The organism is Rubritalea tangerina, from assembly GCF_042683245.1.
Classification (GTDB): domain Bacteria; phylum Verrucomicrobiota; class Verrucomicrobiia; order Verrucomicrobiales; family Akkermansiaceae; genus Rubritalea; species Rubritalea tangerina.
In genome coordinates this window covers 91,189-114,399 of sequence record NZ_JBHUJB010000028.1, presented here as the reverse complement: position 1 = coordinate 114,399, position 23,211 = coordinate 91,189, and the positions used below count along the sequence as shown (strand labels likewise).

General features: G+C 51.4%; 19 protein-coding genes. 4 read left to right on the top strand and 15 right to left on the bottom strand.

Annotated elements, in window-relative coordinates; genetic code table 11:
- Positions 1-15: 15 nt before the first annotated feature.
- The 15 genes from ACFSW8_RS06705 to ACFSW8_RS06635 all read right to left on the bottom strand — a co-directional run bounded on the left by ACFSW8_RS06705 (position 16) and on the right by ACFSW8_RS06635 (position 18,862).
- A complete protein-coding gene (locus ACFSW8_RS06705; RefSeq protein ID WP_377177788.1) occupies positions 16-705 on the bottom strand; it encodes a PEP-CTERM sorting domain-containing protein in 690 nt (229 codons plus the stop codon).
- Between the two features lie 13 nt (positions 706-718).
- A complete protein-coding gene (locus tag ACFSW8_RS06700) occupies positions 719-2,266 on the bottom strand; it encodes a LamG-like jellyroll fold domain-containing protein (RefSeq protein ID WP_377177786.1) in 1,548 nt (515 codons plus the stop codon).
- Entirely contained in the window at positions 2,263-2,793 is a 531-nt protein-coding gene (locus ACFSW8_RS06695) for a sigma-70 family RNA polymerase sigma factor (RefSeq protein WP_377086721.1), read from the bottom strand. The genes ACFSW8_RS06700 and ACFSW8_RS06695 overlap by 4 nt, the downstream gene beginning before the upstream one ends.
- Before the next feature lie 107 nt (positions 2,794-2,900).
- The gene (locus tag ACFSW8_RS06690) at positions 2,901-5,645 is read right to left on the bottom strand and encodes a sulfatase (protein ID WP_377086719.1); all 2,745 of its coding nucleotides are present in this window, start codon (positions 5,643-5,645) and stop codon (positions 2,901-2,903) included.
- Between the two features lie 389 nt (positions 5,646-6,034).
- Positions 6,035-6,853 (bottom strand): PEP-CTERM sorting domain-containing protein, encoded by an 819-nt coding sequence (locus ACFSW8_RS06685; RefSeq protein ID WP_377177784.1) that lies wholly within the window; start codon positions 6,851-6,853, stop codon positions 6,035-6,037.
- Positions 6,854-6,909: 56 nt separating this feature from the next.
- Entirely contained in the window at positions 6,910-7,635 is a 726-nt protein-coding gene (locus ACFSW8_RS06680; protein WP_377086713.1) for a PEP-CTERM sorting domain-containing protein, read from the bottom strand.
- Positions 7,636-7,662: 27 nt separating this feature from the next.
- Positions 7,663-8,460, bottom strand: coding sequence for a PEP-CTERM sorting domain-containing protein (locus ACFSW8_RS06675; RefSeq protein ID WP_377086711.1), 798 nt, complete (start codon positions 8,458-8,460; stop codon positions 7,663-7,665).
- Positions 8,461-8,483: 23 nt separating this feature from the next.
- Positions 8,484-10,001 carry a LamG-like jellyroll fold domain-containing protein gene (locus tag ACFSW8_RS06670; protein WP_377086710.1) on the bottom strand — a complete coding sequence of 506 codons (1,518 nt, stop codon included), beginning with the start codon at positions 9,999-10,001 and terminating at the stop codon, positions 8,484-8,486.
- Complete coding sequence (locus tag ACFSW8_RS06665) at positions 9,998-10,537, bottom strand: sigma-70 family RNA polymerase sigma factor (protein ID WP_377086708.1); 540 nt, start codon at positions 10,535-10,537, stop codon at positions 9,998-10,000. The genes ACFSW8_RS06670 and ACFSW8_RS06665 overlap by 4 nt, the downstream gene beginning before the upstream one ends.
- Positions 10,538-10,619: 82 nt before the next feature.
- Positions 10,620-13,610 carry a sulfatase-like hydrolase/transferase gene (locus tag ACFSW8_RS06660; RefSeq protein WP_377086707.1) on the bottom strand — a complete coding sequence of 997 codons (2,991 nt, stop codon included), beginning with the start codon at positions 13,608-13,610 and terminating at the stop codon, positions 10,620-10,622.
- Between the two features lie 224 nt (positions 13,611-13,834).
- Positions 13,835-14,440 carry a hypothetical protein gene (locus tag ACFSW8_RS06655; RefSeq protein WP_377086706.1) on the bottom strand — a complete coding sequence of 202 codons (606 nt, stop codon included), beginning with the start codon at positions 14,438-14,440 and terminating at the stop codon, positions 13,835-13,837.
- 101 nt (positions 14,441-14,541) lie between these two features.
- Positions 14,542-15,201, bottom strand: a complete 660-nt coding sequence (locus ACFSW8_RS06650) for a PEP-CTERM sorting domain-containing protein (protein ID WP_377086705.1) — start codon at positions 15,199-15,201, stop codon at positions 14,542-14,544.
- A gap of 20 nt (positions 15,202-15,221) precedes the next feature.
- Positions 15,222-16,748 carry a LamG-like jellyroll fold domain-containing protein gene (locus ACFSW8_RS06645; RefSeq protein WP_377086703.1) on the bottom strand — a complete coding sequence of 509 codons (1,527 nt, stop codon included), beginning with the start codon at positions 16,746-16,748 and terminating at the stop codon, positions 15,222-15,224.
- A complete protein-coding gene (locus ACFSW8_RS06640) occupies positions 16,745-17,290 on the bottom strand; it encodes a sigma-70 family RNA polymerase sigma factor (RefSeq protein ID WP_377177782.1) in 546 nt (181 codons plus the stop codon). The genes ACFSW8_RS06645 and ACFSW8_RS06640 overlap by 4 nt, the downstream gene beginning before the upstream one ends.
- Before the next feature lie 129 nt (positions 17,291-17,419).
- Positions 17,420-18,862: a sulfatase family protein gene (locus tag ACFSW8_RS06635; RefSeq protein ID WP_377086699.1), complete on the bottom strand. Its 1,443-nt coding sequence runs from the start codon at positions 18,860-18,862 to the stop codon at positions 17,420-17,422.
- A gap of 251 nt (positions 18,863-19,113) precedes the next feature.
- Here ACFSW8_RS06635 and ACFSW8_RS06630 point away from each other — a divergent pair, with 251 nt between their 5' ends.
- From ACFSW8_RS06630 to ACFSW8_RS06615, 4 genes are all read left to right on the top strand, one after another.
- The gene (locus ACFSW8_RS06630) at positions 19,114-19,674 is read left to right on the top strand and encodes a sigma-70 family RNA polymerase sigma factor (protein WP_377086698.1); all 561 of its coding nucleotides are present in this window, start codon (positions 19,114-19,116) and stop codon (positions 19,672-19,674) included.
- Positions 19,671-21,146 carry a FecR domain-containing protein gene (locus ACFSW8_RS06625; RefSeq protein ID WP_377177780.1) on the top strand — a complete coding sequence of 492 codons (1,476 nt, stop codon included), beginning with the start codon at positions 19,671-19,673 and terminating at the stop codon, positions 21,144-21,146. The genes ACFSW8_RS06630 and ACFSW8_RS06625 overlap by 4 nt, the downstream gene beginning before the upstream one ends.
- 167 nt (positions 21,147-21,313) lie before the next feature.
- Positions 21,314-21,730: a hypothetical protein gene (locus ACFSW8_RS06620; protein ID WP_377177778.1), complete on the top strand. Its 417-nt coding sequence runs from the start codon at positions 21,314-21,316 to the stop codon at positions 21,728-21,730.
- A 607-nt stretch (positions 21,731-22,337) separates the two neighbouring features.
- On the top strand, positions 22,338-23,174 hold the full coding sequence (locus ACFSW8_RS06615; protein ID WP_377177776.1) for a YdjY domain-containing protein: 837 nt from the start codon (positions 22,338-22,340) through the stop codon (positions 23,172-23,174).
- The last annotated feature ends 37 nt before the right edge of the window (positions 23,175-23,211 follow it).

Below are 23,211 nucleotides of genomic sequence, written 5' to 3'. Positions count from 1 at the left end.
TAAAGAAGTGTATTTTTAGCGGCGCTGGCGGCGCAACAAGATGGAGATGCCACCGAGTCCGAGGAGTGTGACGGTGCTAGGTTCAGGTACCGCTGAGATTGTGGAAACATTGAGGCTGTTGAGCAGGCTTCCGTCTCCACCACTTGTGCTGATAGAGAGGATGGTACCAGCTTGGACAGTGCCGAGTCCGGTGACCGCGAGGTCTACTGAAGGGCCTGTCGCTCCACCATTGGCCCCATTGATTGAGATGGATGAGCCTGAGTCGAAGGGGTTGACACCTGAGACGAAAGCGATGGTAATCGTTTCTCCATTTGTGAAGCTCCCCATGCGAATGGAGTCGAGAGTTACAGCTTGGTCGAAGCTAAACTGGATGGATTCACCATCGTTGAGGCGACGCGTTGTGGTGTCGAGTGACTCACTGCCTGAGACGACGCCCCAGCCTTGAGTGTTTGCGCCAAAGTTTTGGGAGCTGTCTGGTGAGGTTGCGGTGAGGCTGATTTGGAGTCCGTCGATGGTGACAGAGGTGGCACCGACAGCGTCTTCGGCAACGAGGACGTTACCGACAGGTGGGGAGCCACCGCCTTCGGTATTATTATTACTTCCACCCCCTCCAGTTACAGCGAAGTCATAGATGACAGTAGCTGCCTGGATGGAGGAACAAGTCATACCTATGAGCGCTAAGCTAAGGATATTTGTTGTGTTCATATGTTTTGTTTCTTTAGTGCTTCTTCCGATTTGGAAGGAAGGGGGGCTTGGCGAGCTCTTTGATTTGGGAATCAGTGAGGCTGCCATCAAAGATGTAGACTTCGTCGAGTAGGCCACGGAAGTAGCGAGTGAGGTCGTCCTCGGAGCGGCCGCGGATTGCTTGTCCGATGCGGAAAGTATGTGCACTGCGGGTTTGTTGGCGGGTATTGATGGGTTGGACGACTGAGCCGGGGGCACCTTGAACTTTGGACTCTTGGCCATTGATATAGATTTTTGTGTAGCCGTGATTGGTTCCCGATTGTTGGGCGCCGACATAGACGACGGCGACATGTTGCCAATGGTCATAGGCAATGGGAGTGGAGGCGGTGAATTTTTTACTACCGATGGTGAGGGAGATTTTTTGTGAGGACCCGTCGGCATTAGGGTGTGTGACGATGGTCCATTTGGCGGATTTAATATTGGGGTCACCCCAGCCTAGGATACCTCTGTGGTAGGGATCATTGTGAGGTTTTTTGACTTTGATCCAGAAGCTTGCGGAGCGTGAGCGGTCGCCGGAGAAGCCTTTCCAGTCGCTGAGGAGGAATTGTTGTTTGCCATTGAGGGCGAGTGCATGACCTAGGACTCCATTTTTGGAGCGTTGTGGCGGGCGGGCGGTGGGCATGGGGTCGGTATGCGTGAGAGCCGCATCAGGGTGTGAACCCGAGGACTGGTAGTCATCATCAAAGGACCAATGTAGATTTGGTAAATTGTTAGGTAATTGTGTTAGGTAGGCTTCGGGTTGGTTGGGGATATCGACGAGAGCACCGAGGGTATTGAGGCTACGTGATTGGCCAGCGGTGAGGGTGAGTTTTTGTTCTTTAAGGCGGAGGCTACGTGCTTGGACTGAGCCTTTGAATACGTGGACTTCGTCGAAGCCAGAGAGGGTGGAATGGACACCGAACTGGGTGCCGAGGTCGATGATTTCGAGTTCCTTGGTAGTGACAGTGAAGCCGACGGCTTGGGGTGGGACATCGAACCAGGCTGAGCCTTGTTTGAGGTGGAGTTGTTGGTAGTTGGTGAGGGTGAGTTGGGCTGGAGCTAGGATGATGGAGCGGACTCCATTGCTGAATTGGAGTTCAACGGAGCCTTGTTCGATTGAGAGGCTAGAGCCTGGGTGGAGAGTTTGTGGGTTAGATTCGTCGGTGTGTTTTGGGCTGTGAGTGAGCTCGAACTGGGTGTTAGGAGAGCTTTGGAAGACGAGGGTGTTGGAGGGGTGGGGCGTGACGAAGAAAAGTTTCAGACTGACGAGTGAGAGGAGTACGATGGCTGCTGCGGCAACGAGAGCAATGTGCAGGCTTCGTTTTTTTTGGAGTGCCACCACTTTTTCGATGGGCACTGCAGACCCTGGGAGTTGGTGGCTGTGTTGTACGTCAAGTGAGCTACTGATCCAGGCCCAGCGTTTGTAGGTGTCAAGAGCTTGAGGGTCGTTGAGAAGTGTGTGTTCCAGCAACTCGAATTCTTCTTGTGACAGAGATCCATCGAGAGCGCCTTGGATGAGATTTTCGAGTTCGAGCTTGGTCATGCGAGGTCTCCTTTCAGCAAGTTTTTCTCGATGCATTTTTTGAGAGAAGCGCGGACTCTGAAGAGGGCGATGCGGAGTGACCCTGGGGACTTTGCTAGGTGTTGGGAGAGGTTTTCGATGCTTTTTCCTGCGGTGTATCGGTGGCGGATGATTTCGCGTTCGATGGTGGAGAGTTTGGAGAGGCAGCGTTCGAGGGCGAGGAGTTTAGGGGACTCATGGGAGTCTGGTTCAGGGGGGGCGCTGAGGGCGTCGAGGAGTGAATCTGAGAATTGGAGTCGATGATCGCGCTTGTCTTTACTGCGCTGGCGCATGACTTCGTAGCGTGCGATGGTGAAAGCCCATGCGATAAAGTTGGTGCCTTCTTGGAAGGTATCGCGTTTGCGCCAGAGGGTGAGGTTGGTTTCTTGGAGGACATCGTTGACCTCTGGGCGGCCGGGCATCAAGGAGACAATAAAGGCCCGCACGGCACCTTGGTGCTGTGTCATCAACTGAACGAAGTTCTGTAGTGATTCGGGCTGGTTTTCCATTACTCGCTTATTACCAATCGAGCCAATGGAAACGTTACCAATTTTTTTCTAAAAAAACGAGATCGGGAGAATTTTGGGAGGTTTTTTGGGGGGAGGTGTGTGGGGGATTAGGGGGCGGGCTGGAGTTCTACGCAGTAGAATTTTTGGGAGGTAGGCGGAGAAGGAAGGATGATGCTGGTACTGGTGCCGGAGGCCGCGAGGATGGTGTTGACGGGGGTCCAATCGATGAGGTTACTACTTTCTTTCAGGAGGAACTCAGTGTTTGGAGAAGAAGGCCAGGAGAGGCTGAGTTTACCATCATTGGTGGATTGGGGGGTAAGTTGGAAGCTACTGCTAGGGTCGAGTGGGTCGATACCGAGGCGGTGTTCGTCACCGTCTGAGGTACTATCGCCATCACTATCGTTATTGGTGGGGTTAGTTTCACCTGGGTCGACAGCGCCATTTTGATTGCTGTCTTCGTTAAGGTCTGGGATGCCATCTTGGTCTAAATCCACGTCTGGGAGGTTCGGTAGGGCAAGGGGGACGGACTGGTCTGTATTTTTATTCACCGAGTATTGGGCATCCATGGCATCGAGCTGTTGGCGGAGGTAGCGGACCATACTCATGAGGCGCTCTGGTTGGCTTGATGCGAGGTTGTTAGACTCAGAGAGATCATCTTCGAGATTGTAGAGTGCGGTGGAGCCGTTGCTGTACTGGTGGATAATTTTCCAATTTCCTTTACGCATGAGTGCGAAGTGGTCGTGGTTATGGCCATGTGGGAAGTGTTGGATAAACTCTTGTGGTCGGTGGGTGCCTGGGGTGGCGCGGAGGTAGGGGGTGAGGTCATGGCCGTCGATGGGGTGGGAATAGTTGGCACCCGCGAGGCTAGCGACGGTGGCGAACATATCTTCACAGCTTACGATATCCTCTTCTCGGCTGGCGGCTGGGATCGTGAGTTGTGATTGGAATGGGTTGTCGGCTTTGAGTTTCGCCCAGGAGACGAGGAGTGGGACGCGGATGCCCCCTTCCCAGTATTGGCCTTTTTTACCGCGGAGGACGGGGTTGGAAGCATCACTTCCATTATCTGAGTAGAAGATGACGATGGTGTCTTCAGCGACACCGAGTTGGTCGAGCTTAGTGAGAATGTCACCGAGTGATTTATCCATGCCCTCGATAAGAGTGGCGTAGGCGAGGGCATTACCAGTGAGGGTGGGGTAGTTTGCGGTGAATCGGCTATCGGCTTGCCAAGGGAGGTGGACGGCGTAGTGAGACATGTAGGCAAAGAAGGGGACGCCATCGGAGACAGATTGTTCGATTGCTTTATTCATCTCGAGGGTGAGAGCCTCTGTTAGGAAGGTGTCAGTGCCGTGGTATTGCTCGAGCCCTGGGACGTGCCAGATACCAGAGCCATAGTTATTGGTTCCGTAATAAGAGCCTGGTCCACCTGCGCCATGACCGGCGATGTTGACATCGAAGCCGATGGCTTGAGGGTTCCCGGCGAAGGAACTATTGGTGCCGAAGTGTGCTTTGCCCGCATGGATGGTACGGTAGCCGACGTCTTGGAGTAATTTGGGCAGGGCGATGTCGGTGGGTTGCATGCCGGCCTTGTGCCAGGTACTGGGGGACTTGAGGTGGGCGACATTATTACTTCCGGTGTCTTGTGGGGTGCTTGGGTGTGTCCAGGTGGTGACTCGGTGGCGGGTGGCATTCATTCCGGTCATGATGGAGACACGTGTGGGAGAGCAGACCGAGCACGCATAGGCAGAGGTGAACTTCATACCATTATGGGCCAAGGTCTCCATGTTAGGAGTGATTCTTATTTTGTTGGTTTGATTGGTCGTTGGGAGTGGGTTTCCATCAGAGTCGTAGTGGAAAGGGACGGAGGTATCCTGCCAGCCCATATCGTCGACGAGGAAGAAGAGGATATTAGGTTTTGCAGGTCCAACACCCACTCTTAGAGTTTTGGAGCTACTTCCACCACTGTTAGTGGCAGTGAGTGTGTAGGCGGTGGTGGCAGTGGGATTGATAGTGAGGGATCCAGAGCCATTGGATGTGTGAGCGGTGACATCGCCAATCGATGGGCTAATGGTGAGTGAGTCGGCCTCGGAGGCATTCCAAGTGAGGGTGATAGGAGAGCTAGGGGGAGTGTAGTAGTCGTTGGCAGAGAAGGAGGTGATCGTGGGGGGGAATACGTGGTTGTTAGTGACAATCTGGATGGCATTGACAGCTGCACGTCCGACGCTGGAGTCGACATTTAAGGTAAAGCTTGTGGCTTGGAGGTTTTCAAAAACGGCGAGGTTGGCATAGTTGCCGGCCCCTGAGGTGGGGACAAAGGTGCCTGAGTAAGTACCTGAATCATCTCCGTATTTTGAGATGGCGGCAGCATTGTTAGGTGTGAGTGTGAGAGTGTGTGAGCGATCTGCGGAGTCGGTATCGAAGTAGACGTAGACTTTATAAGCTGGGGCGGTGAAGCTGGAGTCGAGTCCGCTGACTTGGAGGTTACCGCCATCGGAGGGTTTGAATGCGAGGTAGGAATTCATGATAGCGCGGCTACCTACGGATCCAGCGCCTTGGCTAGCGCCGGAGTATCCGACGTAGCCTGAATTGAGTGATGAGATGAAGGTTGCGGCATTGGGGGTGCCGGCGTCGTCTTTTACGGGGAGGTTGCGTTGGACTGCAGCCCCGGCGACATTGCCATTGTTAAAGCCTATGTTATTCCAGTGCTCGGCGCTGATAGGGACATCGCCAGCAAGAGCATTGTCGGTCACTTGGTTATTCGACGCAGAGCCGGCATTATTGTAGAGGTTGATATTGATCGACTTTGCGAGCGTGGAGGCGGGAAGGAGGGCGAGAAGGAAGAAGTAGGTTTTCACGTTTCTTGAGAGGGTAGAGCGGGGTGAGTAGGTAGCAAGGAGGAGGCCACCCCGCTTGGTGGAGAGTCAGAGATGTAGTATCCTTTGAGTGAGAGAGGTTATACCAACTCACAAAATTTTCTGGTAGTATTTATGATTGTTAGGTTATGGATTGGGCTACGCCATCGTTTAGGAGTTTCGGCTGCTTTTGCCGTTTCTCTGCGTCATTCGTCAGTCATGGTGCACGCACCACTTCTTTCTCATTCCTTGAGAAACGGCAAAATCAGCTCGAAAATACTACCAGAAACTTTTGCTCATTGGTGTTACCGTGGTTATGGGGAGGGCATGCCCATCCCTGCAGCCAATGTGGCTCTCTCACTTTTTGGGTGAGGTGGGATTGGGGTGGTCGATTATTTTCTGCGACGCAGAATGAGGGCTAGCGCCGCAAGTCCCACGAGGGTGGTCGATGAAGGTTCTGGAATGGCGACGATTTGAAAGCCACTGAGTGTTGCGCGCCCGCCGACATTGGAGCCGGAAATGGTAAGAGTATCGCCGGAGAAGGTGCCGAAGGTGGCATAGTTCGCATCTGTGGTAGCGGAGGCTTGGGTGGTAGCGGTTGTTTCTAACCAAGAGATAGATCCATCATTGTCGAGGTCACTGTCAGCAGAGGTGTCGTTTGTCCAGTAGGTCTCAGTAGACGTGCCGTCTTGCATAGAGAGACTGTATGTTCGGCTTTGGCTGCCGATATCGAAGACGGCTATTACTTTGTAGCCACTGGGGGCCCAGGATGAGAGTCCCGTTAGCGTGATTGATTCTGAGTCATTGAGGTTGAGGAAACCTTGGAGGAGACCACCATCGCCGGTCGCACCTTGGCTTGGGGAGCTGACGTTCGCGTAGTTAGTATAGAAGGTGCCGGTGGAGGTGAGATTGACACCTGCGTTTGCACCTGAGGAATCGATGAGGCTGATACTTGCCCCCCCTTGGGTGTTGGTTCTGAAGGTGCCTGGATCACCAGCATTTCCTGCGAGGCGCAAGGAGACATTATTCCAGTTTGAGCCATCGACGGATTCAGCGGCTGAGATACCGACGAGGGCGGTTTCACCAGGATCGACGACTTGGTTGTCGACGGTGGCGCTGACAGCGAAGTTGACACTGATAGAGGCAGCGTGTGATACGATGGGGCTGGTGAAAATGGCGAAGGTAGTGAGAGGGAGTGTGAGTCTTTTCATCAGTGTGGTATTGTGGTTGAGTGGAAGCCCACCAAGGCGTTTGGTGGGCAAGGAGTTTATCTGCGACGGCGCAGGGTGAGGCTGAAGCCACCGAGGCCAAGGAGGAGGGAGAGGCTCGGTTCAGGTACAGCGACGATTTCAATACCTGCAACACCAGGTTTGCCAGGAGAGGTCCCATTGTCTGAGAGTGTGAATTCGGAGGCTGTGATACCGCGGAAGACGAGATAGTTTCCTACGTCTCCATCGGCATTGGTTTCGGTGAAAGCGCCATTGTATGCTTGAGTGAGGTTTTCGGTTCCCGAGTTGTTAGATGTGGAGTCACCAGTGGGTGTTAGAGTGAATCGATGGACTCGGTTGTGGCTATCGGACCCAAAATAGACATAGACATCGTAGCCACTGGAGGTGAAATCCGTACCGAGATTGCTGATAACGGGAGCGGAGTCCCCGGTTCCTCCGAGTCGGATGGCACCATCCATCATGTTGTGATTTTCAGTGCCACTGGTGCCGCCGGTGTTGAAGCGCCAGTTAGTGGAGAAGCTGATGGTGGCAGAGCCTGAGGCTCCATCGATATCGGCATCAGTGGCTGAGGTTCCCGCGAGGTTGACCCAGTCTTGTGCTTGGACGCCATTGAGGCCAACGATAGAGGTCGGTGAGTCGGCACCGACATTATTGAGGTTGGTATTACCGACAAAGTTGATGCTAATTGTAGCAGCGGTAAGCGATGCGGATCCCAGGGTGAGAGTGAGAGCGCAAGCTATGCTTGTTAGGGGTGTGTGTTTCATCGTTATTATGTTTCTTTACGGGGGGAATTACTTGCGTCGGCGCAGGATGAGTGCGACACCACCCAGTCCGAGGAGCGCTGAGATGCTGGGCTCAGGGATGGAGGCGACTTCTGAGACAACCTGGAAGCCAAGGAGTGGTGAGCGCGAGCTGCTTTGGGCACCGCTGATAGAGAGTGTGTCACCGGAGAGGCCGGTGAAGACGGCGTAGTTGCCATCGACAGTACCGGCACCGATGCTGCCACCTGAGGCGAGCAAGTATTCGAGAGACCCGTCGTTTGTGAGGTCGAGGTCACGGCTGGCAGTATCGTTGGTAAAGACTGACTGAGGGCCATTGCCATCGTTGACGGTGAAGCCGTAATTTCTGGCTTTGAGAGCACCACCGCTGTCATTGCCAATTTCGAAGAGCAAGATGAGGGTGTAGGATGAAGCGAAGCTATTGAGGTTGGTGAGTGTGTAAGCTTCGCTGTCGTTGATAAATCCGGCGGACTGTGTGAGGCCGGCATCACCGGTGGTAGCTTGGTTAGGGAAAGAGTTATTGACGAAGGAGCTATAGCCTGAGTTGTCAGCGAGAGCTACTGAAGTGGATGCGCCAGAGTTATCGACGAGGTTATTTTGGTTAGAGGTGGTGTCGACTTTGTAGTTATTGACGTTTGCGCCATCGACGACTTCGGCACCAGCGAGTCCGACGAATGCAGATTCGCCTGCGTCTACCATATTAGCGTCATTGGTGTTGATATGGATGTTGACGCTGATAGAGGCGGCATTGGTTGCGAGTGAGCCGGCGAGGAATAGAGCTGCGGCGAGGGGTGTGTTTGCTTTTTTCATATGTGTTGTTGGGTGTATTGAAATTAACGCTGGTTATCTTGTTTGATTGCTTTGACTTGGAGGGGGGAGAGGTAGCCGTCGTAGATGGTGAGTTCATCGATTTCCCCATGGAATGTTGGGGTTGCGTTAGATGGGTGGACGATGGATTTACCGATGCGCAGTGGGTTAGCGTTGCGGGTTGTGGTGGCGGTATTCATGCCTTTATTTTTGGGGACGCCAGTGAAGCCTTTGTAGGTGTATTTTTCTGGGGAGAAGTTGATGTACATATCCGCGGTGGGGAGGCCTTTTTGGTTCGGTTTATCTGGGGAGGTAACGAGGATATGGTACCAACGGTTAGGTTGGAGGTGGGTAGTGCCATTGAGCCAGGTGCCGCCGAAGGAGAGGCGGAGGTAGGGCGGGGAATTTTTCTTATCTTGGGCGAGCATGATTTTCCATTTTGAGTTCCCTTGTGTGTTATCGCCCCAATTGACGCAGGCTGGGAAGGAAGTGAAGTTGGCGTTTTGGGGGAATTTCACCCAGAAGCTTACAGATCGTGGGCGGTCGCCGGCGAAGCCTGGCCAGTCGGTTTCGAGGGATTGTTGATTGCCGTTGAGGGTGAGGGCGGTGCCTTGGATACCGACTGAGCGATTTGGATTATTGAGGGGGGTGGTGTGGATGGTGTGGGCGTCGGGGTGGCTGCCGGAGGCTTGGAAATTTTTATCGAAGGTCCAGCGGATGAAGGGGAGTTGGTCGGGAAGGTCGGTGAGGTAGTTTTTGGGTTGGGCTGGGATTGCAGCGAGTCCACCAGTGAGGGTGGATTTACGGGCTTCACCTGCGGTGAGGGTGGTTTGTGGACGGTTGCCGACGAGGCTTTTTGCGAGGACGGATCCTTTGAAAACATGGACTTCATCGTAGTCGTCTGGGGCGGAGTGGACGCCGAATTCGGTGCCGAGGTCGACGACTTCGAGTTCTTTGGTTTTGACGGTGAATCCGACGGCATCTTTACCGACTTCAAACCAGGCGAGTCCGGTATTGAGGTAAAGGGTTTGGTAGTCGTGGAGGGTGAGGTCAGCGGGAGCGAGGATGATGGATTTCACGCCAGAGCTGAGAGTGAGTTCGATTGATCCTTGTTCGAGTTGGAGGCGGGATCCAGGTTCGAGGGTTTGGTTTTGGGGCGGGGTCTCAGAGTTTTCGTGGCTGAGGGTGAAGAGGGTGCCAGGGGAGGTTTGGAAGGCGAGAGTGGTGGGAGGAGGGGTGACGAAGAAAAGTTTGAGACTGATGAGTGAGAGGACGACGATGGCAGCTGCAGCGAGGGCGGCAATTTTGAGGTTGCGTCGTTTTTCACGTTGGAGGATTTGGTCAACAGGCACGACATTGCTGTGACTGATAGGCGAGGTGTTTCCGTGGATGAGGAGACCGTGGGTTTCGGCGATGTCTACGTAGGTTTCTAGGGCCTCAGGGTTGCGCAGAAGTTCTGCTTTGAGCAATTGGATCTCTGGGGCGGAAAGTGTGCCATCGAGCCAGCGTTCGATGTATTCGACAAGTCGTGAGTGTTCGATCACAGGGCACCTCCTTCGTGTTGGAGACGTCTTTGGACACAGTCTCTGAGTTTGGCACGCACGCGTGAGATGGTGGTTCGGAGTGAGTCAGCAGAACGGCCGATTTGGTGTGCGTATTGCTCGATATTAGTGCCTTTACTGTAGCGCACTTGGATGAGCTCTTTCTCAGTTGCTTTGAGTTTTTCGAGGCAGCGATCGAGGGCTTTTTGTTTGAGTTTGGTGGATTCGGAATTGCGTTTATTCCAGATGGCGTCGATGGCCATGATGAGTTCTTCGTCGACACCGGTGGCTTGGTTGCGTTTATTGGCCTTAAATTGTGCTTTGACGGTATTGCGTGCGATGGCGAAGATCCAGGCGCGGAAATTGGTGCCGGGTTCGAAGTCGTGCATTTTTTCCCAGATGATGACATTGGTATTTTGGAGGACATCTTCGGCATCGTCTGAACCGGGCATCAGGGACACGATAAAGGCTCGTAGAGCCGCTTGGTGCTCTAGGAGTTGCTTTACGAAGTGATGTAGTTCCTGGGAGTGAGGATTCATACCTATTACGATATGGAATCCCCGAGCGGTTTCTAAACAACTTTATTTCATTTTTTTGCTCATCTCTAGAGTTCTCAAGGGTTTAGAGATTATTGTTGAGGAGCTCGATGCGGAAGAATTGTGTAGGGGTGATAGGGGGAGAGAGTTGGATTTGGGTGAAACTCTGGTTGGATGGGGCCGTGATTGTGCTGAGTGGGGCCGCGGTCCAATCGGTAAGATCGGAGCTGGTTTGTACGGAAAAGGTGTTACCGGGGGAGGAGGGCCAGGAGAGTAGCAAGCTACCGTCTTGGAGGTGTTGGGAATTTATCTGGAAGGAACTGGAAGCGTCTAGTGGTGAGGTGCCAATTTTTTCTTCAACCCCATCGGGGGTGGCATCATGATCTGAGTCTTCGTTGAGTGGGTCGGTTTCACCGGGGTCGACGAGGCCGTTACGATTCGGGTCTTCGGCATTGTCGCTTAGGCCATCGTTGTCTGAGTCTACGCTGGCGGCTGGCGGCAGGATCACTGGGTGGGTATCGTTGGCGGCCGAGGGAAGACCGAGGGCGTCTAGGTCGGCGTCGTAAGCTTTGAGGATAGGGTAGGGTGCGCCGAGGCGTTCGAGCTCTCGGGCCATGGCGCGTGCCATGTTCATGACTACTTCGGGTTGAGTAGCTGCTAGATTATTGGCTTCATGGATATCGTTGGCCAGATCGTAGAGTTCGTAGGTGCCTAGGGGCACATTGGTGGAGGTGACGGGTGAGCTGGTGGTGTAGTTATAGATCAGCTTCCAGTTGTCTTGGTGGTAGGTAGTGAAGAAGCTGCTGCGGCTACTGCAAGGGGCGTGGGTGATGAGTTTTTGAGGGCGGTGGGAGCCCGGCTGGCCTCTGAGGTAGGGGCTAAGGTCGGTTCCATCGATGATCAGGGGGGCTTGGTTGTCATCGGTGGTGGGGAGAGGGATGCCGCATGTGGCTAGAATGGTAGGAAAGAGATCTTCAACACTGACGATATCGTTCTCACGACCACCAATAAGGATGGGCAAAGATTGTTGATGGGGATTGGTGGCATTTGTTTTTGCCCAGGAGATGATGAGGGGGACTCGGATGCCCCCTTCATAACGCATACCTTTTTCTCCGCGCAGAGGATTGGTCATGGTTAGGGTGGAGGGATTGTTGGGTCCGCGTGGTTTGGAGTCGCTACCATTGTCACCGAGGAAAATGACGAGGGTGTTTTCAGCCACTTCAAGCTCTTCGAGTTTGGTGATCACATCGCCCAGTGATTGGTCTATGCCTTCGACCATGGTGGCGAAGTCGAGCACATCTCCGGAGAGGTTAGGGTAGTTGGCTGTGAAGCGTGGGTCGGGTTGATGGGGGTCGTGGACTGCGAATTGGGATAGGTAGGCGAAGAAGGGTTTGCCCTGGTTGACGCTGTCTTCAATGCGTTCGTTGAGCTCCCTGGTGATGGCTTCGGTGACAAAGATGGGTTCGTTGGCCTGAGGGTGGTTGGCGGGGTAGTTTTCTGGGTCGATTTGGTTGTAGGTTTTATCTTGGTATTCGGCAACGAGTGAAGCTGTTGTTCCAGAGGCAGGCAAACCGAAGGCGTTTGATGCATTTGAATAGCAACTTCCATGTGACCCTTTGTTTGATGCTGAGACATTGACCTGAAAACCGTAGTAATCATCGGCTGGGTTAGCGGGCGAGCTATAGTTGTTAGCATTGGAGTTAAAGACATTGCCGATATGCCCTTTGCCGGAGATGATGGTTCGGTACCCGGCGTCTCGCATGATTTCGGCGAGGGTGAGGTTGGCATCTTTCAATCCGGGGTTTTGAGGGGCTTTGAGGTTGTGGAGATTGCCTCCACCGCCGATGTACTGGATGGTACCGTGACGGGCTGAGTTTTGCCCGGTGAGCAGACTGACGCGGGTGGGAGAGCACACTTGGCAGGCGTAGGCTCGTGAGAATTTCATTCCCTGAGCTGCTAGAGTCTCCATGTTAGGGGTTCTGAAGTGGCGGTTGTCGGTGGCGAATGCGGCGAGCCCGACTGATGTCGGGTCAACTCGGTCGACTTTATTTCCGGCTGAGTCGTAGTTAAAATCGACGGAGGTATCCTCTGTTCCCATATCGTCTACAAGGACAAGGAGGACGTTAGGGACTGTGGGGTTGAGATACACTGGGAGCTCTGCGCTTGAACTGCCGTCAGCATTAGTGGCAGTTAGGGTGTAGGTAGTCGACTCGTTGATGACGAACTCGATCTGTTGATCCGGATCCGATGTCACGTCGATATTTCCAGGGTTGATGGTGAGTTGATCTGCGTCACTGACGTTCCAAGAAAGTGCCACGGTTTGGCCGGGATCGATTAGGGTGTCATCTGCGGTGAATAGATGAATCTGAGGCGTGGAAAGAGTGGAAGTTTTTCCTTTGAGGGTGAGGTCGTCGATGGTATGAGCCCGCTGGGCTATACTGTTAGATCTGCCCTCAAGGTTGCTGAATTCCCATTTTACCGTGAGCGTTTTATTGGAGATGTTCTGCAGATTTGTCTCGGATGAGAGGTCTAGGGTGACATCTTGAGAATAGAAGAGATCTGTTCCGGAGTTGTGCTGGGGTAAATTTCCGGATGTACGGTAGAGTTCCGAAATCCCGTCGTGAATGGTCAAGGTGAAGACAGGGGTCAGGCTGTTGTTACCTCGTTCATTGAAGCCGTGTTCGAAGCTCAGGGAGTTGAAGTCAAAGGACTGAGCAGAGCCGATGGTAAGGTTAAAGGACATGGCTTGAGCCCCGTTTGTTGCTATATCGGAATCGTTTCGGGATGCCACAGCGGCTCTAGTGTTTGAGCCCAGTGTTCCGGTCGTTCCATCACCTGAGGCATCTGGAAGCACTGTGATGAAGTCCGCTCCAGCTGGAGCTGTGAATGTGAAGTTTCCGATGGTTAGACCGGTATCATTGCTGCTCGGAGTTTCAGGTGTGGTGGGGGAATCAAAATTCCAAGTTACGGATTTCTCAATGTCACTGGCTGTGAAATCGGTACTGAGGCGTGTGGTTTGAGCATGTGAGAGGGGGAGGCAAGCAAGAAAAGAGGAGAGATAGAGTATAGACTTCATGCGTTTATGTGAGATTGTTTTTGATGTCTGAGCTTCGGGTGTGCGGAGAATTTACAGTCAATTCGTTGGAGATTGACTCAGTTCAGGAAAATAACATTTACAGATAGGGTGGGGGGCGGAGTCACTTTGTGTCAGCCGATTGTTGAAGGAGGGAGACACAGTGAGTGTGTTAGCAGTGGTAAAATGAGAGCCCGATAGCAGGCACGTTGATTTGCTGAGAGGGGCTATCGTTTCGTGCTCATGGAGAGAGTGATGTTTCCGACTGCAATAAGGGTAGCAGTAGTGAATGTGGATTCTCCGGTGACTAGGGTTATGTTAGATATCTGATGTGATCGATTGAGTGCGGCGTGGCGTTTTTCTTTAGTGAGGAACTGGAAGGTGAATGTGGTTGGGGTTTTTGAGATAGGGATTGGAGGGGAGAATTTTGCGGAGTAGGTTTGCGATTTATTTCCGGTTGCTTGGAAGGTGGGAAGGGATCCTGTATGCGTGGTGGAGGAAGGGTGTGAGGTAGTGAGTTGCCAAATTGGGGTGATTGGGTTTGGGTGGAAGGTTTCATTGAAACCATAGCGGAAGTGGATTTCTGAAATTTGCTGAGGGGTTGGTGACGAGACCTTAAAGAGCAATGAAGGTGATGGTTGACGCGCTGCGAACAGTAAGCTGTCGTTTTGTCTTTTGAAAAAGTGTGGGGAGGCTTTTGTTTGCGGTTTGCTGATGGAGAGAGTGGTGGATTCCGTTGGGTGAGAGAAAGCGACTTCCGTGCCTTTGGATGCTGTAAAAGTAGAGGTGAGGATGAGGGCGCAGAGGGTGATTAAGAGTGGGTGGTGTGACATTGGTGATTTAGGTGGGTGAAAAAAAAGCTGGTGGGTAGATGACTCTGCCCCACCAGCTTTCCCAACATATGAAAGAGTGTCTTTCTCTATAGAGAAGAGGTTTACTTACGGCGTCTGAGGATCAGAGCAAGTCCTCCGAGTCCGAGGAGGACGCTGGTGGTGGGTTCAGGCACTGCGACTGTGCCCGTAAGAACAATGTCATCCATTGTGTTCGCTATTATATCAACGCTATTGGCACGCTCTTCCTGAGTCAGATCCCATGTGAAGGTAATTGTAGTATCAGTAAGACCTGTGAGATTTGTTAAGGTGCTAGCTTTATTTTCGCCATAAAACCCCTCTGCGGTGATGTCTGCGTTGGTGCCCGAAGTGGGGGTTGCTGTCCCTCCATTATCGATAGCCAGTGACCAGAGCGGTGTCATAGATGCACCATTGGTGTCCATACCGTTTTCCCATGCGAGATTAGTCAAATCAATAGTTGTGGCAGCATCAATCGTAACGGAAAACGACATGGTGATGCCTCCCTGAGCTGCTTTGCGAGCTCCACCGCGCGCCATACCGTCAGTAGGCCCTCCGTGAGAGGAACCTAGAAAGTCAGTGCCGCCTCCAGAGGTAATCACAAAATCACTCACGGTGACGCCAGGGCCGAAGTCGTTAAAGTCTACTACACCATCGTTATCGTCAAAATTAAATTGAATGGTCGCGGCGTTACATAATGCAGAAGTTGCCATACAGGTTAGGGCGCCAAGGATTGTTTTTTTCATGTGTTATCTATTTGTTGTGTTTAATGGCTGGTTAGGTTTTGTAACCAGGATGAGGCGTCTTCAGGGGGCAAGTAGCCATCGAAGACAAAGAGTTCGTCGATCGTTGCGTGGAGGGGGATGCGCGAGACGTGTGAGCGAAGGTCATTGCCAATCACCAGAGGTGAGGCGTTACGGGTGAAGGTTTTTGTATTCGGGGCAGGGAGTGTTTGGTGGCCAATCGGGCGTGGTTTGGCGCGGACTTTTTTGGCATTGAGGTAGATGTCGGCATGGGGGCGATTTTGGGTGTCGAGGGAGCCGGAGCTTGTGACGAGGACATGGTGCCAGGTATCTGGAGTGAGGGGAGTGGGGCAATCGATCCAGTAATCTCCCCAGGAGACACGGAGGGTTGGAGAGGAGGATTTTTTATTCGCTGTGAGGGCAATTTTCCATTTAGCATTTTTGATAGAGTTATCTCCCCAGCCGACGATACCGCGTGGGTGTCCGGTGAAGTCTGCGTTTTTGGGGAATTTGATCCAGAATGCGGCGGTGCGTGGGCGGTTGCCGGCGAACCCGTTCCAATCTGAGAGGAGGAAAGCGTCTGAGCCGTTTAGTTGGAGGGCTGCGCCAACTTTTCCGAGGGTGATTTCCGGTGTGCCATTGGCTTGGGTATGGATGGAGTTAGCGATCGGGTGGCTCCCTTGTGCTTGGAAGTTTTCATCAAAGTTCCAGTGGACATGGGGTAGCGCGTTAGGGAGGTTGGTTAGATAGTTTGATGGGTCGGCAGGGATGTGTACGAGGGCGCCGACGGTATTGAGGCGTCTGGCATTGCCGGCGTTGAGAGTGAGAGAGGTATTTTTTTTGCGAAGGCTATGAGCTTCGACTGAGCCCTTAAAGACGTGGACTTCATCGAATCCTTTGGGGCGGGAGGTGACACCGAATTGGGTGCCGAGGTCGACGACTTTTAGTTCTTTGGTAGTTACGGTGAAGCCGGTGGCATTAGCGGGGACATCGAACCACGCGGAGCCTTGTTGGAGGGTGAGGTGTCCACCAGTGGTGAGAGTGAGGTCGGCGGGGGCGAGTATGATGGAGCGCACGCCTGAGGCAAAGGTGAGTGAGAGGGCGCCTTGATCGAGTTTGAGGGAATCTCCGGGCTCCATCTGGTCATGTGGCTTGTTAGGATTTGGGCGCGCTTTTGTTAGGGTAAAGATGCTGGCGGGTGCGGTTTCGAAGGAGAGTGTGTTAGAAGGGGTAGGGATGAGGAAGAAATTGAGGCTGAGGATACTGATGAGAACGACAGCGGCTGCGACGAGTGCGGAGACTTTTAGGCTGCGCCATTTTTGGCGTTCGAGGATTGTATCCATCGACACGACTGAGTTGAGTTGTGGATGGGTATTGGTGGCTTTGTCGAATTCCAGAGCCATGAGTGAGTGAAACTGGGCCTGCTGGCGGTAATAGGCGCGCGCTTCAGGATCGTGGATCAGGGTGTTTTCGAGTTCGGCGAACTCCTCTGGAGAGAGGTCTTGGTCGAGGAGGCGCGAGATTTTCTCATGTAAGGCATCGTGATTCATGCGGTACCTCCTTGTTGGATGAGACGTTTAGTAATGCAGGAGCGCAGTTTAGATCGGAGTCGGCTGAGGGTGACACGGAGTGAGGCTTTTGATCTTCCAGTAGCGGCGGCGATAGCATCCATGGGGTTGTGATCGGATGCGTAGCGGGTGATCAGGAGCTTACGTTCGTTTTGGGTTAAGCTGAGCAGGCATTGGTTTAGGGCGCTGCGTTTTTGGCTGATAGCTTCTGGTTGGGCGTCGGTTTGAGAATCATCGCCGAGCAATTCGCAGAGGGTGTCATTGAAGACGAGGATGCCATCTTTTTTGAGTTTTCTGCGGTAGTCGAGGACCTTGTAGTAGGCGACGGTGCATGCCCAAGCGCCGAAGTTAGAACCTAGCTGGAACTCTTCCATTTTTTCCCAGAGGAACATATTGACCTCTTGTTGAAGGTCGCGGACATCGGAGGATCCGGGCAACAACGAGAGGATGTAGCAGCGGATGACTTCCTGATGGTCGGTCAGGAGAGCTACAAATTGTTGTGTCTGTTGTGGGGAAGAAGGCATCCTACCAACATATGGCAAGATGCTATAGAGCGTTAACAAGAATCAGAATAAATTTCTGATATGGGCAGAAAAAAGCCCGTGAAAGGATGCACGGGCTAGTGGGGGGGGAGCTGAATTATTATGGGGTTATTACTTACGTTTGCGTTCTCTTACGGGGCCCCAGAAGCTGGCTTCATCGAGAAGTTGTTGTTCTTTTTCGAGTAGTAGTTTGCGCATAGATTCGACACGTTCTGGGTGTTCATCGGCGCGGTTGATACGTTCGTTGAGGTCTTGTTCGACATTAAAGAGGAGAGGAGTAGCCTCAGTGGCTTTGTAACCGTAGTTGTTGCCTGTTTGTGAGCCAATGCGGATATGGAGTTTCCATGGACCGACACGCACAGCAGAGGGTTTGTTATCGGAGTAGGAATAGAGGAAGGAGAAGGGGGGGACGTCTTTATCGTTGGCGAGTAGGTAGGGGGAGATGTCACGGCCATCGATAGTACGGTCAGTGGGCACTTTTCCACCTGTGATCTGCATCAAGGTTGGGAAGATGTCGAGTGTGCTGGCAGGTTCGCGGACTACGGTGTTGGCTTGGATGACACCTGGCCAGTAGAAGATACCAGGGATGCGGTGACCACCTTCCCAGGTGGAGCCTTTGCCGTCGCGGAAGGGCCATGCGTATCCGACATGCATGCGGGCCTCGCCGTATTTGGTTTTTTTAGCATTACGAAACATGACCCAGGGGCCATTGTCCGAGCTGTATATGACGAGGGTGTTTTTGCTGATTCCTTCGTCTTCGAGAGTTTGGAGCACACGGCCGATCGAGTCGTCGAGTTCGGTCATGACATCGCCTAGCAGCCCACGTTTGGAAATGCCCTTGTACTTATCGGTAGCGAAGAGTCCGAGGTGGGGTTGGTTGTGAGCGACGTAAGCGAAGAAGGGTTTTTGTTTGTTCTTTTTGATGAAGTCGATGGCGGCGTCGGTGTAGCGACCGGTGAGTGACTCTGAGGCTGGAATATCGGAGGGGAGGTTTTTAGCGAGAGTTTTGTAGCCTTTGATGGGGTCCTGATCTGAGGGGGAGCTTTGTAGCAACATGGCATTGCCGTAGTCATGGGAGACATTGGTGCCGACCCATTGGTCGAAGCCGTGAGCGAGGGGGAGGGTGTCGGTGGACATGGCGTTGGCTTTATTTGGGGAACCTAGGTGCCATTTGCCGAACATCCCTGTGGCGTAGCCTTGGTCTTTGAGAGCTTCGGCGAGGGTTATTTCTTTGGGGTGGATATGGCGTTTAGAGCCTGGTCCAACGACCCAGCTACCGAGTCCGGAGCGTCCGGGGTAGCGGCCAGTGAGCAGGGAGTAGCGCGATGCGGAACAGGCTGGGCTGCTGACGTAGAATTGGGTGAAGTTGGCCCCTTCGTTGGCCATTTTTGCGATGTTAGGGGTGGCGATGACGGGGTTGCCGTTGTGTTGGTAGTCGCCATAGCCGCTGTCATCGACAAAGAAGATGATGACATTGGGTTGTTCGAGAGCGGGGCGAGCCTGAAGTGTTGTAGTTGTGGCTAGGAGGCTAGCGCACAAGAATTTGGAGATCATGTGTATTGTAGGTGTGTTTGATTGTTTTTATTGGCTCGAAGGGGGGGCTTGGGCCAAATAGAAGAACGCATAATGTTGTGTTGATCTTTCTGTGGATTGTGAAAGCAGGCGTGGAAGCTACTTGAGGGCTTTTGTGCTGTTGTTACTTATTTAGACCTTGGCGAGTTGGGATCTGACAAAAAAACTGAAGTTTTTAGTCAGAAACGATTTCTAGATGGTCTTGCTATTATAGAATGGTATAAAATGTTACTATGGATTCCGAAGGTCTAGAGTCTGAAATTCGACGTAAGATTCAAGTGGTGGACACTGAGGATCCTCCATGGTTATTGGCGCAATTTCAGCCTCAGTTGAAGGCGTATATCTTGTCGATGTTGAGTTCGAGTGATGAGGCTGATGATATTTTACAGGAGGCGAATACCTACATTTTGACGCACATAGATCAATATGAGCGTGGTAGTAATTTTAAAGGATGGGTGTTGAAAGTGGCTTATTTTAGGGTGCGAGCTCATATAAGGGATCGGCAGAGGCGTGGATATGTTGAGTTGTCTGATGGAATGTTGGAGCGTATTTCCAATATGGGGGTTGAGCATTTAGAGCAAGAAGATGAGAGGTTGATGCATTTATCTCAATGTGTAAGAAGGCTGAATGCAGAGCAAAGGCTATTATTAAGGTGGAAGTATGTTGATCGTGTGCCTTTTTCGGAGTTGGCGCACAAAACTGAGGAGAGTGCCGCTAAGTTATACAAGACACTGTCTCGTCTTCGTAAGAGTCTCCGCCATTGTATAGAACAGAAATCTACTTCAACATTATGACAGAAAAGGAGAGGAAGGAGCTACAGGCAATCGTGGATAAGCAGCTGGATGATCCGCCACTGCAGGCTGAAGAAATTCAGCGCCTTGAAAGTTTGTTAGAGTCTGATGACTGTTTGGATTATTATCTGAAGTTGATGACAGTGGAGGGGCGTATGAGTGATGCTGTAGAGGGGGCTGAAATTGTTGATGCTGCGGTGGTTCCATTTGAGAGTGTGGATGTGAAAAGTCGGGAGGGTTGGTGGACTGCGGCTGTCGCAGCAGCTGTGGCATTTTTTATTGGAGTTTCTATAAATATGTTCGATGAGTCGCAGATTGCTGAGTCAGAGGAGATTGCTGAGTCGGCAGGTGGGAGAGTGAAGGTGGTAGATGGGGTAGCTATCACAAGTTTGTTTGGTGTTAGATGGTCTGGAGAATCGGCCGATCTCATCAATCCGGAGGTTATTGAGATTGATTCAGGTTTGGTAGAGTTGGTGTATTCGATTGGGACGCGAGTTATTCTTGAGGGGCCCGCGAGGTATAGAGTGACTGGGGTAAATGGTGGAAATTTGGCCTATGGTAAGTTTGTGGCGCAGGTTCCACCAGGGGCTGAGGGTTTTACGGTTGATTATCCCATGGGGAAGGTGGTGGATTTGGGTACGGAGTTTGGCGTCGACTTAAGGCAGGGTGGGGATTTATCGATAGGTGTCTTTGAGGGGGAGGTGGAGTTACATCCTGCGGGAAGTGATGAGGTGGCTTTGATTGAGAAGGATCATGCATTACTGCAGCGAGTGAAGAAGCCAGCCGAGCTTGAGTCGATCCCCTTTGATAGAGGGGGGTTTGTCCGGCTTGTACCTAGTCGGGAGTTTGCTTGGGAGGTGCATTCAGCAGGTCGGGAGGTGTTAGAATTTGATGTCAGTCACTTGGTGTGGACGCCTGGAAAATATCGCGCATTGGTTAAGTGGATGTCAGGCGTTTACAAGGTGGATATCTACAATGCGAGTTTATGGTGTGATGGTCAGATGGTTGCAGAAGATGTTCATTTGGGCTCTAGTGGTTTTGTGGGACACACTGAGCAGAATATTTATGACTTTGAAATCAGTGATGGTGTGACTCGTGGGGGGGAATGGGTCCTCAAGGTTGAAATGGCCAGAGTTGAGAAGGTTCCGAGTGGTAAGTCGGTGGCCAAGGGTATTTTGTATTTCGAAGAGGGGATTGCCTATGCTGCAAGTGAAGAAGACTTTTGCGGTAGATGGAGGTACGCGCACAATGGAAGTGTGTGGGAGAGATGTTTTTTGCCGGGAGGTGGAGTAGCTCTCTATCGTGATGGAGAGGAGATTTTTGCTGCTAGTAAGTCACGCTGGTTTGTTGAAGATGGAGTTCTGCGTTTGAGTATTCCTGGAGTGAAGCTTACAGAGGATCACATGCTAAGAGATGAGAATACTCTCATATTTGTGGGTAATGTGTATCGTAATGCTCACCGCGTAATTGATTGATTAGTGGTTCCTCGGCTGATTGCGGTAAGGGAGATTCTAGGTGTCATAGGGTCCTCAATATCTTCGTGTTTGTGTGATTTGGAATATAGGTTAAGAGGTCTATGGCAGTGTTTTTAAAGATAGGGTATCTGTTTGTCAGAAATGTGATGTGAGTGGTCTTTATCTATATGAAATTCTATTTAATGGTGATAATTATTAGTTGTGGGTTTTTGCAACCTTCTTATGGGGAAGGGGATAACTCAAAAGGTGATTCGAGATGTATTAATATTATGAATTACTTAGATTCATTGGAGGAACCACAGTCATTAAAGTCAGTGAAAAGTGCTTTGAAGAAGCTTCTTTCTGAGTCAGGTGTTCAGTTAGTTGAGGGGGGGAGAAGAGATAGTATGAATTGCCACATCGATCTGAGTGAGATCCAGTCAGGGTTGAGACTCTATCTTGCAATGAGTAGAGTGGGAGGGGAAGATGCCGCATTAATGGTGGTTGCCGCAGAGCTCTATGATGTGAGAGGAGAGCAAAAGTATATTCATTATAACTTCATGGTTGATGAAGTGGTAGGTACATCCATATGTCACCTTTTTTGATGTGTAGTAGTTTATGGTTTTTGAAGTTATTTTTTCAATTGTGATTAGTTAGGTTAATTAGGTGTTATTTGACCTGTATCATTGTCATCTAGTTGATAGACTGGCATCAGGTTTGATCTCTATGAGTCTGGTAAGTGGGTGGAATTTGTCGTTTAAAGTTGTGGTTAAGATTCTTATTTTTCTAGTGTTATCGAGAATTACATCGAATTTTATTGAGGTTACTTGACAAAGGGAGGTAGAAATTTAGCGCTGTGCTTTTTTGGAACGCCTGTTGATTCTTAGGTGACGAGAGTGTTATTTGATTGTCGTCAAAATGTTGGATGGGGTCTGTGGTTTGATATAGCTTCGAATTTTGTAGTTGGAGTCCAGTGCTGCTGCCCCGCTACGGCTTCTTCTGTTTGCCGGTCTAAAGGTATGACTTCTGGGTCTCGGCTGAAATGTTAGGAAATGGTTTTTCATCTGCTAAGTAGGGGTAAGAAAATGGGAGGTTCTGTTTTTTTGTCAGAAACTTATGTGTTTGAGGTCTCTATATATAATGCTCTATCCGTGCCATATGTATACAAGAGAAAGTAGGACTCTCAAATTACAGAGAAGCTCTCTTTGCGTCTTGGTATATATCTTATTATTCTTGCTGAGTACTCTTTTAGCCTCAGAAGAGATTTTAGCTGAAGAATCTTCAAGCAGAGATAGAAATCTGTCAGAAAATAAAGAGCAGTCTGAGGGAATTTCCAACAACAGGCTGAGTGGAGGAATGTTGACGAATTCAGGCAAGTATTCTGCTCAATACGCCCAGATCAATGAGGTTGGGGCTAAAGTAGAAGCTTCACCACAACCGAAAGTCGAGGTTTTGGGAGAAGGGAGGTTACGCATAGGAGAAGTTCATCTTGATAAGCATAAGCGCACCATAATGTTTCCTGCGAAGGTTAATATGGTCGATGGTGTTGTGGAATATCTTTTAGTGTCAGAGCAGGGTAAAGTTCACGAATCGGTTTTTACGACAGTTGCATGCCCCCGGGATGTTCATGTTGCCTGCTTGTTGCTTGGCGTGCAAGGGGTGTCTGCTGAGTTATGGCCTGACGGGTTTCTTAGTATTGCTCCTGAAAATCAAGTCCGAATTGAGGTGTCCTGGAAGAGCAATGGGCCTATCAAGAAGCTACCTATTAGCAAGAGTGTGGTCCGCGCCTGTTCACCCGACAAATCAAAAGAAGCCAAGGTTTGTTTAGCCGATGGAGCCTGGCTCTACTCTGGGTCTTATCTGCGAAAGGGGGCATTTGCTGCGCAAGTAGAGGGCTCAGTTATAGCTATCATCGCTGACAGAGCAGCCCTCGTGAATGGTTTGCGGCCCAATAACGACGATGACAGCCTCTTCACAGTTAATAGGCACTCACTTCCGAGAAGATATTATCCAGTGCGCATCACATTGACTATGCCCAGTTCACAATGAGCTTCCGAACTTTAAAAAGCCTTCAACCATAACCCAA

Bases quoted from the DNA above. Each gene is read 5' to 3' on its own strand.
- ACFSW8_RS06635 (WP_377086699.1), bottom strand. From the start codon at position 18,862: ATGATCTCCAAATTCTTGTGCGCTAGCCTCCTAGCCACAACTACAACA.
- ACFSW8_RS06625 (WP_377177780.1), top strand. From the start codon at position 19,671: ATGACAGAAAAGGAGAGGAAGGAGCTACAGGCAATCGTGGATAAGCAG.
- ACFSW8_RS06695 (WP_377086721.1), bottom strand. From the start codon at position 2,793: ATGGAAAACCAGCCCGAATCACTACAGAACTTCGTTCAGTTGATGACA.
- ACFSW8_RS06700 (WP_377177786.1), bottom strand. From the start codon at position 2,266: ATGACCAAGCTCGAACTCGAAAATCTCATCCAAGGCGCTCTCGATGGA.
- ACFSW8_RS06645 (WP_377086703.1), bottom strand. From the start codon at position 16,748: ATGAATCACGATGCCTTACATGAGAAAATCTCGCGCCTCCTCGACCAA.
- ACFSW8_RS06640 (WP_377177782.1), bottom strand. From the start codon at position 17,290: ATGCCTTCTTCCCCACAACAGACACAACAATTTGTAGCTCTCCTGACC.
- ACFSW8_RS06680 (WP_377086713.1), bottom strand. From the start codon at position 7,635: ATGAAACACACACCCCTAACAAGCATAGCTTGCGCTCTCACTCTCACC.
- ACFSW8_RS06660 (WP_377086707.1), bottom strand. From the start codon at position 13,610: ATGAAGTCTATACTCTATCTCTCCTCTTTTCTTGCTTGCCTCCCCCTC.
- ACFSW8_RS06685 (WP_377177784.1), bottom strand. From the start codon at position 6,853: ATGAAAAGACTCACACTCCCTCTCACTACCTTCGCCATTTTCACCAGC.
- ACFSW8_RS06705 (WP_377177788.1), bottom strand. From the start codon at position 705: ATGAACACAACAAATATCCTTAGCTTAGCGCTCATAGGTATGACTTGT.
- ACFSW8_RS06620 (WP_377177778.1), top strand. From the start codon at position 21,314: ATGAAATTCTATTTAATGGTGATAATTATTAGTTGTGGGTTTTTGCAA.
- ACFSW8_RS06655 (WP_377086706.1), bottom strand. From the start codon at position 14,440: ATGTCACACCACCCACTCTTAATCACCCTCTGCGCCCTCATCCTCACC.
- ACFSW8_RS06630 (WP_377086698.1), top strand. From the start codon at position 19,114: ATGGATTCCGAAGGTCTAGAGTCTGAAATTCGACGTAAGATTCAAGTG.
- ACFSW8_RS06665 (WP_377086708.1), bottom strand. From the start codon at position 10,537: ATGAATCCTCACTCCCAGGAACTACATCACTTCGTAAAGCAACTCCTA.
- ACFSW8_RS06675 (WP_377086711.1), bottom strand. From the start codon at position 8,460: ATGAAAAAAGCAAACACACCCCTCGCCGCAGCTCTATTCCTCGCCGGC.
- ACFSW8_RS06650 (WP_377086705.1), bottom strand. From the start codon at position 15,201: ATGAAAAAAACAATCCTTGGCGCCCTAACCTGTATGGCAACTTCTGCA.